This window comes from Pseudocitrobacter sp. CD920760 (assembly GCF_057782505.1).
On record NZ_CM173490.1, the window covers coordinates 4,655,824 to 4,668,219 of the forward strand.

At 52.2% G+C, this 12,396-nt stretch carries 14 protein-coding genes; 1 reads left to right on the forward strand and 13 read right to left on the reverse strand.

Going from position 1 to position 12,396, the window contains the following annotated elements:
- Positions 1-103: 103 nt before the first annotated feature.
- From nanR to zapE, 13 genes are all read right to left on the reverse strand, one after another.
- Complete coding sequence (gene nanR / locus AC1MKH_RS21860; protein ID WP_276221010.1) at positions 104-886, reverse strand: transcriptional regulator NanR; 783 nt, start codon at positions 884-886, stop codon at positions 104-106.
- Positions 887-1,003: 117 nt separating this feature from the next.
- Positions 1,004-1,834, reverse strand: a complete 831-nt coding sequence (locus AC1MKH_RS21865; RefSeq protein WP_327621858.1) for a StfH/YfcO family fimbrial adhesin — start codon at positions 1,832-1,834, stop codon at positions 1,004-1,006.
- 1 nt (position 1,835) lies between these two features.
- Positions 1,836-2,363, reverse strand: a complete 528-nt coding sequence (locus AC1MKH_RS21870; protein ID WP_276221014.1) for a fimbrial protein — start codon at positions 2,361-2,363, stop codon at positions 1,836-1,838.
- Positions 2,360-2,839: a fimbrial protein gene (locus AC1MKH_RS21875; protein ID WP_276221016.1), complete on the reverse strand. Its 480-nt coding sequence runs from the start codon at positions 2,837-2,839 to the stop codon at positions 2,360-2,362. The genes AC1MKH_RS21870 and AC1MKH_RS21875 overlap by 4 nt, the downstream gene beginning before the upstream one ends.
- Positions 2,836-3,339, reverse strand: a complete 504-nt coding sequence (locus AC1MKH_RS21880) for a fimbrial protein (RefSeq protein WP_442961909.1) — start codon at positions 3,337-3,339, stop codon at positions 2,836-2,838. The genes AC1MKH_RS21875 and AC1MKH_RS21880 overlap by 4 nt, the downstream gene beginning before the upstream one ends.
- A gap of 16 nt (positions 3,340-3,355) precedes the next feature.
- Complete coding sequence (locus AC1MKH_RS21885) at positions 3,356-4,108, reverse strand: fimbria/pilus periplasmic chaperone (RefSeq protein WP_276221018.1); 753 nt, start codon at positions 4,106-4,108, stop codon at positions 3,356-3,358.
- Between the two features lie 19 nt (positions 4,109-4,127).
- A complete protein-coding gene (locus AC1MKH_RS21890) occupies positions 4,128-6,773 on the reverse strand; it encodes a fimbrial biogenesis outer membrane usher protein (RefSeq protein ID WP_276221020.1) in 2,646 nt (881 codons plus the stop codon).
- Positions 6,774-6,855: 82 nt separating this feature from the next.
- The gene (locus AC1MKH_RS21895) at positions 6,856-7,422 is read right to left on the reverse strand and encodes a fimbrial protein (protein ID WP_276221022.1); all 567 of its coding nucleotides are present in this window, start codon (positions 7,420-7,422) and stop codon (positions 6,856-6,858) included.
- A 555-nt stretch (positions 7,423-7,977) separates the two neighbouring features.
- On the reverse strand, positions 7,978-8,469 hold the full coding sequence (gene sspB / locus AC1MKH_RS21900; protein WP_015962806.1) for a ClpXP protease specificity-enhancing factor: 492 nt from the start codon (positions 8,467-8,469) through the stop codon (positions 7,978-7,980).
- A 4-nt stretch (positions 8,470-8,473) separates the two neighbouring features.
- Entirely contained in the window at positions 8,474-9,112 is a 639-nt protein-coding gene (gene sspA / locus AC1MKH_RS21905) for a stringent starvation protein SspA (protein ID WP_015962805.1), read from the reverse strand.
- 360 nt (positions 9,113-9,472) lie between these two features.
- Positions 9,473-9,865, reverse strand: a complete 393-nt coding sequence (rpsI, locus tag AC1MKH_RS21910) for a 30S ribosomal protein S9 (RefSeq protein ID WP_000829815.1) — start codon at positions 9,863-9,865, stop codon at positions 9,473-9,475.
- Positions 9,866-9,880: 15 nt separating this feature from the next.
- Positions 9,881-10,309: a 50S ribosomal protein L13 gene (gene rplM / locus AC1MKH_RS21915; protein ID WP_015962804.1), complete on the reverse strand. Its 429-nt coding sequence runs from the start codon at positions 10,307-10,309 to the stop codon at positions 9,881-9,883.
- A 287-nt stretch (positions 10,310-10,596) separates the two neighbouring features.
- Positions 10,597-11,724, reverse strand: a complete 1,128-nt coding sequence (gene zapE, locus AC1MKH_RS21920) for a cell division protein ZapE (protein WP_276221034.1) — start codon at positions 11,722-11,724, stop codon at positions 10,597-10,599.
- Between the two features lie 196 nt (positions 11,725-11,920).
- On the opposite strand from zapE, the gene zapG reads away from it, so the two are divergent.
- Complete coding sequence (zapG, locus tag AC1MKH_RS21925; protein WP_015962802.1) at positions 11,921-12,319, forward strand: Z-ring associated protein ZapG; 399 nt, start codon at positions 11,921-11,923, stop codon at positions 12,317-12,319.
- Positions 12,320-12,396 lie beyond the last annotated feature (77 nt).

The window sequence follows — 12,396 nt, forward strand, 5'->3', positions numbered from 1 at the left end:
ACTATGTACCTTTATACCTGTTATACCAGATCACTTTTGCAGCAGCGTAATACAGAAAGCTTATTGTGCGATCAACTTCACTAATTCGATCGCCGGGATGGGATCACTTACGGGATTTTTTGGCTTTGCCGAAGGCGTGCCAGGTGGCAGAGACGCTGTTGAGGTGGGTTTGCAAAGCGCGATCCGCTTCGTCCGGATCGTGCGCGCGGATAGCGTCAACAATGGCGATATGCTGTTGATAACTCACGCTGTTGTGCTCGTGGAGTTCCTGATCCGCAACTTTCGGGCGGGCGGCAATCAGCCAGTCGAGAAGCGCAACATGAATTGCCATGAAGATCGGGTTGCCGGGAATTTCCGCCAATACGCGATGGAAGTCAACGTCTGAGCGAATAAACTGCGCGTTGTTATCCAGCGCCTGGCTGTTGATCTCCAGCGCTTTACTCAGCAGCGCAATTTGTTCGTCCGTGGCGTATTCGGCGGCGTAGCGCACCAGGCTTGATTCAAAGAACAGGCGCAGTTGTTCGAAGTGTGCGATACCGCCAGGGTGCGAGAGAAAATCTTTCGCCATGCCGGAGAGTTCGCCAATGATGGTGTCCGCAGAGGGGCGCGATACGCGCGCGCGCTCGCCGTTATTAATCTGCACCAGCCCTTTACGTTTCAGCGCGGCCAGCGCTTCACGCACCGAGGGGCGGCCAACGTTGAAGAACGCCATCAGTTCACGTTCAGACGGTAGCTGTTCCCCTTCGCCAAACTCACGGCGGCGGATCATTTGTTCCAGCTCTTCCTCTACCATTTCAGACAGTTTTTTGCGCGTCAGCGGGCGGCGACGCAGGCTGTTGCCGATGGTGTCGGGTGTTTCTTCTGAGTGAGGATCAAATGCGCTCATAAGTACCGTTTTAGACAGTAAGAAGGGGGAAAATCAGCGTTTTTGCATCATATCATAAAAAAAGAAATGAGATATCAGGCGAGGTCGAATGACCTCGCCCATGGGCGAGGCTAGCGACTATAACTCATTCAATATGTACTGGAATCGGCAGGTAGAATCGATGGGCTGCCTGCTGCTGGTATCGACACGCACTACCATATCGTGTAGTTGCTTATCCGTTATCGGATGCCGGTTTGGCGTGACGGTAACTTCCGCCTTATCACAACCAGTCGCGGTAAAGGTGATCATCTGCGCGACCCAGCGGCAGTATCCACCAGTCTCATTCATCTGCGAGCTATCACACAATTTGCCATCTTTCATCAAATAGGTTGAGAGCGTTTTCTCAATCACTCCGCCCGTCGATTGCAAGGTGAGGAGTTTCGTTTTACTGACTTTATTTTCATCCCACGAAACATCATAAGGCTCAACAGAGACGGTCTGGCAGAGCGTTGCGTAACCATTCGGCCCCTGATAGCCCACTCCGCCCATACTCGCACGATTCTGGGCTTTATCATTAATGACCACGAGCCACGGACAATAAAAGTACTCTTCAATGTCCGAAGAGATAATGATTTCAAATGTCAACGAGCCACAGTCCCATCCAGAGGGTAATCCTGGACATAATGCTTTATTGAGGTGCTGAGCGAAACTTAGCAATTTAACTGTCGGTGCAGGAGGTGGTCCATTCCAACTGGTATTATGTAAATAGTCACCCGCTCGGAAAATACCACTAGATTGATATTCTCCATCGTAGACTCCCGAAGGCATCATGATTTTCAGGCTATATGTATAGGTAGCTAGCGCATCACCTCCAACGCCGTAGTAAGAGGTAACACTATGCCCCGCAGTCAGACCTTCTGTCGCACACGTCAACATCACCAGATAGAACAACCATCGTAGTATTTTCATTTTAAATGTACTCAAATGTTGCAGTCAGAGAGGCCGTAAATTCTCCCATTGTCACTTCACGACCGCTTTTCGCCTGTAGCCAGGCATTAAAATTAAGATTGTTATTACCGTTACTGAGCACAAAACTCACCCCGGTTGTGCTGTTAATCGGTACTGGCGTTCCATCTGTTTTTTCCATACCAATCCCCACCCCCTGTGCAGCAGAGGAAGTATCCAGCGCCAGAAAACCGGGCTGTTCTGCATCTTCTGTCCCCGTCAGCGTGACTTTTACTTCATATTGTGCCGGTCCTTTACAATCCTTAAGTTGAAATACAACGGGTACACGCGCCGATTGCCCGGCAACCATTAAATCTTTGCGGCTCACCGCAGGAAAATGCACTTCAGCCAATACCTCGCCCTGTACCACCAGAGTGCAAGATTTGCTGAGTAAATTACCGTAGAAATGTAGGTTTTCCACCGCTGACGCGCAGGGCGACAGCAACACTGCGCCCAGCACTGCTACAGCGTGAAATGTGTGTTTCAGGTTCATTGGTAATCCACCTGTAATGTTGCGTAGGCAGAGAATGTCCCTTCATTAAGGTCTGCATCACTGGCCTTTACCGGAACGGCTTGCAGTGTCGGCGGGCTTTCAGGATTGATCTTCAATGGCTCACCCAGCTTAAATGGCTGCTGATTTTGCTGAAGCTCAATCCCCAACCCCGTGACGTCCGTCTCGATAGCGGCATCATCATAGCTGGTTTGACTTCCCGTCCAGGTCAGCGTCATCTCCCAGGCATCGTCACGAATATCAGGGTCGCACGAGATCGTGTAGGGCACATCCTGACGGAAGTTATTTCCGTTAATATTGTCAATAATCACATTACGAAACTCGACTTCGATAGTTTTGCCGTCACTGATGATGCAAGCGGGCGGCGCAACCAACGTACCGTGAAAAGAGATATCGTTATCGGCCCCCTGAGCGCCGCCGACACAACCACACAATAAGCAAAACGCAAATCGTTTCATTGATAGTCAACCACCATCGTCATCGTTGCGCTAAACTCTGATGCAGTGAGTTGCGCACCGTTTTGTTTCACCGGAACGGCTTCCAGCGTCGGCAAATTACCGATGCTAAATGGCAACCAGTGGCCGCTATCTAGTACAAAAAGAGAATGATCGGCCGCATTCTGTACCCGAATACCAAAGCCATTAATGCCGGTACTAAGCACCGTTTCGCCGTTAATGGCGCTGGTTGTTCCCTGTAACTGCATTTGCAGATCGTCAGAAGCACGATTTTGACAGTTCAGGGTGTAAGCCACTGGCTGACGATAGTTGGCACCATCGATGTTTTTAATAACCACATTACCAAACTCAACCGCACTGCCCTTCACCGAACAGGGTGGCGGCGCATCCACTAACACGCGCAGCGTTAAATCTACGGTTTTACTGCCCGCTATCGCCGTTAAACTACCGACGCTGCACATCAGCAAACACAACGCTGTCGAGGCGAAACAAGATCCTTTCATAGGGGCGCTCCTGCCATCAGCCTTTGCGGCTCTGTTCTGCATCCACCTGGCAGCTATTGCCATTGCATTTGAAAAACAGCGGCATCCGCGCACCGTAGTCGTTGACATAGGTCAGTACCGGCACGCTGCTCATATTCACTTTCAGCGCTGCCGACGTTTTAGGCTCCATCACCAGCGGGGAGAAACCCGTGGCAGGTGTACCATTTTTCTGTGCGCTGGCGTTGCTGATGATCACGTAGTACGGCGTCGGGTTATTGACGGTGAAGTCCTGACCGTTGCGGGTGAGCGTCACCTTGTGCTGCCACGGATTTTTCATGCTGACGTTCTCCAGCGCCTTCGGTCGCCAGAACAGTTTGATACGCGTCTGCAGCGCAATTTGCAGCGTGTTAGGTTTATTGGATTTTGGCGGGATCTCACGCACGTTGAAGTAGAACAAACTCTCACGATCGGCAGGCAGCTTGTTGATATCCGGCAGTCCCTGTACCTTCACCTGGCCGTTCATCATCGCATCGATGCGCTGCACGGGCGGCAGCACCGCCAGTGGCGAGCTGATTTTGTTGCCCTTTGCGTCCTCTATCCAGCTCTGCGCCAGATAGGGCAGTTTCTGATCATTATTGCGCAGCGTGACGCTGATGGACTTGTCGCTTTCGTTAAACACCAGCCGTGTCCTGTCGGGCGTCACCGAGGCGTGGCTGGAGAAACTGACCGCGGTCGCCAGCAGCGCCAGCGCCGGGACAACGGTTTTTGCAGTGTTAGTCAGAAAAAACATGGATCATTCCTTAATCACGTTATTGATTTGCTGAAATTGAGGTTGGTGGCTCCGTTGGCGTCACCTGCTGTGTCTGTTCCTGAAGCACAGGTTTGACGTCCAGCGGAGAAACCGGTGCTACCGCGCCTTTTTGCTGGCAGGGCAGTAACAGACCGTTGAACAGATCGGCAGGTAACGGGTCTGGCAGCGAAATTTCGCAATGGGCCATGCCATCCCACGAAACGGTCATGCGCTCGCCGGCGTTCACCCCGGCCAGATAGACGTTACCGTCATCATCAACCAGGCCGACCTGCTGATCGTTGCCATTTTTTACTTCCGCGCCGAATGGCGGATGGCTGCCGTCGCTCAGGCGCAGTACAGCCATCGCTTTTTGTCCGCTAATAACAGCGAACTTACGGTAGCCAATCGCGCCCTCGGTCAGCGTGGCCTGCACCACCGACTGGGTAGCTTCGGCGTTTTCCGGCAGTTTAGTGATGTCGATGTAGGCCTGATTACGGTAATAGTTGTTGACGTCCGCCACGACCGCTTTACCAAACATGTTGGTATAAACCGGTGAGCCATTGCCTTCCACCGGCACGCCGGACACACCGTCAGCGTCAATCAGCAGACGCGTACCGCCCAGATTTTGCATGCGGTGCAATGCCCCGCCGTGCGCGGTCAGCGTCGCGCCGCCCTGCAGTGAAATACCAGCAGACTGGTATTCGCCTTCATGGTAGTTGGCGCTTAAATCCACTTTCGCCAGCGATCCGTCATGACTGTAATAGCCATCCACGCTGCCGTGGTTTTCACTGGTGCCGACGTTAATCTGGTAATGCGAGGCATCGTCGATACGGCTGAAATAGCCAACCTGGCTGGAGTCTGAGCCGCTACCGTAGTTGCCGTTATAGCTGACAGTACTGCTGTCGCCCCACGGCATACTTAGCGAGACATACACCCCCTGATCGGTGCTTTTGTCGTATTCGTAGCGGTAGCCGGTCAGGGACACGCTCATGTTGCGGATACTGCCCATATTGAAATAGTGGGAAAGCATCACGTTGTAGTTGGTTTGCTCTGGCCGGTCCCAGTAGGTGCGACGGGTATAGTTGAGATAGACAGAAACCGCGGCATCCCTGAAGTTCTGGTTATAGGTAACGGTGTACATCTCTTTATCGTTACCGGAGCGCACCATGTCAGCATCTTTAGCATCCAGATACTCGCTCATGGTCATGAAGTTTTTTTCAGAGAAGCGGTATCCGGCGAAGGTGACGCGGCTGTCGAGTTCGTCAAAGTCTTTGGCATAGCTCACGCGAAACGAGTTACCGTCCAGCGTGCGATTGTCGTAGGCGGTGTTGTCATCCAGACGTACATGCGAGTGCGTGACGTCAAACGCCATGGCGCCAAGGATGGACAGGTCACGCCCGACGCCGATGGCCGCCGACTGATAGTTCTCATCCGCCAGCGCGCCGCCGTAGAGCGACCAGCCGTTGGCAATCCCCCAGGAGGCTTCGCCGCCGGAGAAAAATCCACCGGCAATATCGTGCCCCCACTCCTGCGGCCGGCCCATCATCACTTTATAGCGCACCTGGCCCTGACGGGTCAGGAACGGCATAGATGCGGTGCTGATGTCATATTCCTGTACCTGACCGTTCTGCTCTTCAATACGTACATGCAGGGTACCGGAAACGGAATCGCCCAAATCCTGAATACGGAACGGCCCCGCCGGAACCTGGGTTTCATAAATGACGCGGCCCATCTGGCTGACGGTCACTTTCGCCGTGGTGTGCGCCACCCCGGAAATATCGGGGGCGTAGCCGCGCAGATTGGGTGGCAGCATCTGGTCGTCGGTGCTGACGCTGCCGCCGACATAGTTAAAACCGTCGAAAATATCGGAGTTGAGGTAATCTTCGCCGAGCGCAAGTTTGGCTTTCAGTGATGGCAGGGCGCGCCAGGCGTAGTAGCGGCTCCACTCCCAGTTTCTTTGTGTGCTGTCACTGTCGCTGTATTCGTCGTCATCGCCGCTGCGGGTATGCTGATAGTCCGCCTGCCAGTCGGCGCGCAGACGCCACGGGCCAAGGTTTGCCCCGACCGTGCCGTTACCGCTGATATCGTTACTGTCATCGCCGCCTTTTTCGTCGTGGCGGGTCTGCGCGTTAATGCTGTAGTCAGCAATCAGGCCTGGAATACCGTCGTCCCAGCGTGAAGGCGGGTCCCAGTCCATATCGCTGTATTCAAGATACGCTTGAGGTAAGGAGATTAATAAAGCGGACTGGCTTAAATCGGCCTTAATGTCCATCCCTTCCAGTTGGCCCGGGCTAAGACATTCACCATTGCGGACCCATTGCAGATTCTTTGCAACGTCTTCTTTCAGCCCAAACTGGGCGACAAGCGCCGGCGTTAAGCAGGCATAGGTTTTACTGGCATCTTTTTCAGAGGCATACCAGAAAATATCGTATTCATCCGGGAGCGGCTGTTTATTTACCTGAACCTGTAAATTATATTTACCCGGCTCGACATAGCCCTGACTGGAAAAACGTTTCAGATCGATTTTCGTGTCGCCTTTTAATTCCAGAAAACGGGAGTCAAACTGAATATCATCATCAGCCCAGGCACTGGCATAGCTTCCAGATATCGCTAATGCAATATACCAGGGAAGAATCCGTAAACGGAAAAGAGAAGGGTCAGGCATGCACGTATCCATCCGTGATTATAATAGCTTCATCAATATCTATAAAAAAAACCCATAGCGTATCCGCTATGGGGGAAATGCCTTAGAGATAGGTGATCTGGAAGGTCGTGTTGGCTTCAAATGCGCCCAGGGTCGGCATTGCGCTTTCGCCCACCAGCCATGCTTTAAAGTTCAGCGTCTGGTTAGGTTTACCTTTAGACGTCGCAGTATCCATAGTCAGCAGTTGTTCGATCGGCATACCGCTTTTGTATGCCGTACCATGTTCGTCACCAATCGCCAGGCTGACATTCTCAAATGGCATACCGGTTTCGGTGCTGAAAATGGTGTAGTTGCTGCTGTTAGCTGCCGCAGTATAGATGGTGCCAGTAAAGGTGGTCTGAGCCTTAGTCTGGGTATCAAAGACGCAGTCCTGCAGGCGGATTTGGAACTCTTTCGGCGTGGTTGAACCACCGTTTTTCAGTTTTTCAGAACCGATATCGCCCATATCGACTTCCAGTTTGTGATCGTCAGGCACGATAGAGCACGGGGAATCTTCGATGGTACCGTAGAAACGTGCGGTACCGTTGTTACCGGCAGCGATGGAAGAAGTTGACGCGAACGCACCCATTACCATTGCGGCTGCAACAGCAGTTTTTACAAACTTACTCATTATTTGTCCTTAAACCATAAATAATTAAATTATAAACGCCGAAAACCTCATATTAATAATGAGGTGAGCGTCTTATAGATGACCATCGAATATGCGTCATTGCTTCCCGCAAAAGTGTGCATAAGATGATATTCTTTGGTGTGTGCGGATAGTGATACTGAAGGGTCAGACACTCAATTTATTTTTAATTAATTTAGAATGTAGAATTTATAATGATATGAATGGCGTGCATGCAAATAGTGCTGATTTAGCCGAAAAATGCGATGCAAACGATAAAGGAGAACGTATGTTATAACAATATTGTATGTTTTCATGCGTGTTCACATCAGGCCGGACAATTAAAATATTGCATAATGATTACCATGGAATATAATATTAGAAAACTGATATTTAATATTAAATAAGGCCTGAAAAAGACGTTATTACAAAAACATGTTAATTAAATATCAATTCCTCCCTCTTTCGATATCAATCCCTGCTGACATAGCCACTTCAGCCGGCGACCAGGGACAATCTCACCCATAAAAAAAGGCCCTTTCGGGCCTTTCGCGATATTTACTTCACGACGCGAAGTGCCGGGCGGCCACCGCGCGGCGGCGGTGTATCGTCCGGATCGGTGTCGTCGTCGTGATCCGGCTTATCGCCGTCGATGACCGACATTACCGTTTCGTTTTCAACGACTTCGAGGTCGTCGTTGTAGCCTTCCGCATCTTCGTCGTAGGCCGTTTCCGGCTCGAACATGGTACCTGCGCCGTTTTCACGCGCATAGATAGCCAGCACGGCGGCCAGCGGGACGGAAACATTGCGTGGAACACCGCCGAAGCGGGCGTTGAAGCGAACTTCATCGTTCGCCAGCTCCAGGTTGCCCACCGCGCGCGGCGCGATGTTCAGGACTATCTGGCCGTCACGGGCGTACTCCATTGGTACCTGAACGCCTGGCTGCATGACATCAACGACCAAATGCGGCGTAAGCTGGTTGTCCAGCAGCCACTCGTAAAATGCGCGAAGCAGATACGGGCGGCGCGGAGAAAGCTGTGACACATCCATTCAGTTAACCCCGGCCAAGGCGCATTTCGCGCTCGGCTTCCGTTAAGGAGGCAAGGAAAGAATCACGTTCGAAGACACGGGTCATGTAGCCTTTCAGCTCTTTCGCACCCGCACCAGCCATTTCGATACCCATAACCGGCAGACGCCACAGCAGCGGCGCCAGGTAGCAGTCGACCAGGCTGAACTCATCGCTCAGGAAGTACGGCTTCTGGGTGAAGACCGGCGCAATCGCCAGCAGCTCTTCGCGCAGCTGTTTACGTGCAGCGTCAGCCTGAGCCGCAGAGCCCGTCATCACGACGTTCATCAGCGTGTACCAGTCTTTCTCGATACGTTGCATGTACAGGCGGCTTTCACCGCGTGCAACCGGGTAAACCGGCATCAGCGGCGGATGCGGGAAACGCTCATCCAGGTATTCCATAATGATGCGGGATTCCCACAGAGTCAGTTCGCGATCTACCAGTGTCGGAACGCTTTGATTCGGGTTGAGGTCAATCAGATCCTGCGGTGGATTGTCCTTTTCCACGTGCTCTATCTCAAAGCTGACACCTTTTTCAGCCAGCACGATGCGGACCTGATGGCTATAAATGTCAGTAGGACCAGAAAACAGCGTCATTACCGAACGTTTGTTGGCAGCGACAGCCATGAAAACCTCCAGGTATATTCAGAATTTTTACTGCTACCAGCCACACGGTGGCTAGCCAGAAGTGTGTCCCCATCCTGCGTTGAGTGGCATTCCTGCTTGCAAACCAAACAAAAATTGAACAATCACCCGCATTTGGGCAGAAAATTGGAGAATAGTTTACCAGATTTTGCACGGCTTGTGGTGAGTCGATTCTGGAAATCCGGAAAAAGAGCCGTGAGATTAGCATTGGCTAATGCGATTATGGCGGGGCGCTTCGCTTGCCTACCCTACAAATACGTTCATCGCGTAAGTGTTCAGGCATAAAAAAACCCGCCGAAGCGGGTTTTTGCGCAAATTGTTGTCTGCCGAAGCAGAAACCAATTAACGTTTGGAGAACTGAGGACGACGACGTGCTTTACGCAGGCCGACTTTCTTACGTTCAACCTGACGAGCATCACGGGTAACGAAGCCAGCTTTACGCAGTTCGCCACGCAGGGACTCATCATACTCCATCAGAGCGCGGGTGATACCGTGACGGATCGCACCAGCCTGACCAGAGATACCACCACCTTTAACGGTGATGTACAGATCCAGTTTCTCAACCATGTCGACCAGTTCCAGCGGCTGACGAACTACCATGCGGGCAGTTTCACGACCGAAGTACTGTTCCAGAGAACGTTGGTTGATAACGATTTTGCCGTTGCCCGGTTTGATGAAAACGCGAGCTGCGGAACTTTTGCGGCGACCAGTGCCGTAGTATTGATTTTCAGCCATTGCCTATAATCCCGATTAGATGTCAAGAACTTGCGGTTGCTGTGCCGCGTGGTTGTGCTCGGTACCCGCGTAAACTTTCAGTTTACGGAACATAGCACGACCCAGCGGGCCTTTTGGCAGCATGCCTTTAACCGCGATTTCAATCACGCGCTCAGGACGGCGGGCAATCATCTCTTCAAAGGTCGCTTCTTTGATACCACCGATGTGGCCGGTGTGGTGATAGTACATTTTGTCAGTACGCTTGTTGCCGGTTACAGCAACTTTGTCAGCGTTCAGAACGATGATGTAATCACCGGTATCTACGTGCGGAGTGTATTCCGCTTTATGCTTACCGCGCAGGCGACGAGCCAGTTCAGTAGCCAGACGGCCCAGAGTTTTACCGGTCGCGTCAACAACATACCAGTCACGTTGAACGGTTTCTGGTTTAGCTGTAAAAGTTTTCATTAAAAGCTTACCCAAATAAATAAGTTACACGTTGGTGAACACCCAAACGTTTTGTCAGTTGAGGTTCACACGACATTGTCCAGCAAACCTACCCCTTCGAATAGCCTATGCCGGCACATAGAAAGTTTTGGGAAAAAAACCTTCTTGTAACGTGGGGTCGCAAGATTATAGAGAAGTCGGGGTTAAAGATCGACCCTTATTTGTGATTTTGATGGGGGTTTATAATAGGAGGGGTGCGGTCTGATGCCCTCACCCCCAGCCCCTCTCCCACGGGGAGAGGGTGGCATTTACGGCATATGCGGCCGTTTCAAATACTCTTCGCTCTGCATCTCCTGCAAACGTGACAGGCAGCGCTGGAACTCAAATTTCAACCGCTCGCCCTGATAAATGTCGTACAGCGGGACTTCCGCGCTCACCACCAGCTTCACATGACGCTCATAGAATTCATCCACCAGCGCAATAAAGCGGCGCGCTTCGCTTTCCATCATTGGCGTCATGACGGGCACATCGAACAGCATCACCGTATGGAACAGGCGCGAGAGCGCGATGTAGTCGTGCTGGCTGCGCGCATCAACACACAGTGTCGTAAAGGAAACCGCCAGCGTTTGGTTCTCAACGCCTATCGTTGCTAGTTGGCGGTGGTTGATTTCCAGCTCTGGGGCATGTTCGCGCTTTGCACCCGCCAGCGCCAGCCACAGTTTATCCATCTCGATGCGCGTTTCATCGTTTAAAGGCGAGAGCCACAGATGCGCCTGAGTTAACGTGCGCAAACGGTAATCGACACCCGCATCGACGTTCATGATGTCGCAGTGGGCTTTAATCGCGTCGATGGCCGGCAAGAAGCGCGCGCGTTGTAAACCATTGCGATAAAGCTCATCCGGCGGGATATTCGAGGTCGCGACCAGCGTAATCCCACGCGAGAACAACGCTTTCATCAGGCCGCCGAGCAGCATGGCGTCAGTGATATCCGAGACAAAAAACTCGTCAAAACACAGCACGTCCGTTTCCGCTTTAAAGCGTTCAGCGACGATTTCCAGCGGGTCGCTATGGCCCTGAAGCTGCGTCAGCTCTTCATGCACCCGCAGCATAAAGCGGTGAAAGTGCAGGCGCTGTTTACGTTCGCCCGGCAGGCTGTGATAGAACATGTCCATCAGCCAGGTTTTCCCCCGGCCAACCCCGCCCCACATATATAAGCCGCGAACCGGCGTGTTCGTGTCCGCCTCGCGTTTACCAAGAAATTTTCCGAATTTTGCCATCAGGCCACCGCCGCTTTGGGCAGGCTGCGCACGATTGGCGAGCAGTTCCTGGTAGATGGTATCGAGGCGATTTACCGCCTCACGCTGGACATCATCAGGCTGATGGGTGCCCTCTTCGAGGGCCTGAAGATAACGCGATGTGGGGGACAGGCTTTGCATGATCTAATTGTTATTCCTTTGAAAACCGGTATGTCTTACTTCACGATTGGTGAAAAAAGTGCCGTTCTACACTACGCGATGATACGCCAGGATTCCACTTCTGCGGAATAAGCGGTTATAGTGGCAGTATCTGGTACAGGCAAGGAGCGCCTGGTAACCAATACCCTACGGAACCACAAAACAATGGGAGATGTTCATGACCTGGGAATATGCGCTAATTGGGCTCGTTGTCGGCATTATTATCGGTGCTGTGGCCATGCGTTTCGGTAATCGCAAATTGCGTCAACAACAGGCCCTGCAGTACGAGCTGGAAAAAAATAAAGCCGAACTGGAAGAGTACCGCGAAGAGTTAGTCAGCCATTTTGCGCGCAGTGCGGAATTGCTGAACAATATGGCGGACGACTATCGTCAGCTCTATCAGCACATGGCGAAAAGCTCAAGCAGCCTGCTGCCTGAAATGAGCGCAGAGTCTAATCCGTTCCGCAACCGTCTGGCTGAATCGGAAGCCGGTAACGACCAGGCGCCGGTACAGATGCCGCGTGACTACTCAGAAGGCGCATCCGGCCTGCTGCGTAGCGGTGCAAAACGCGACTAATCCTTTCTGCGAACAATTTATTTCACGGGCGCGCCTGTTGCGCCCGTCACTTCTCTCTGCCCCGACTATATTTAGTC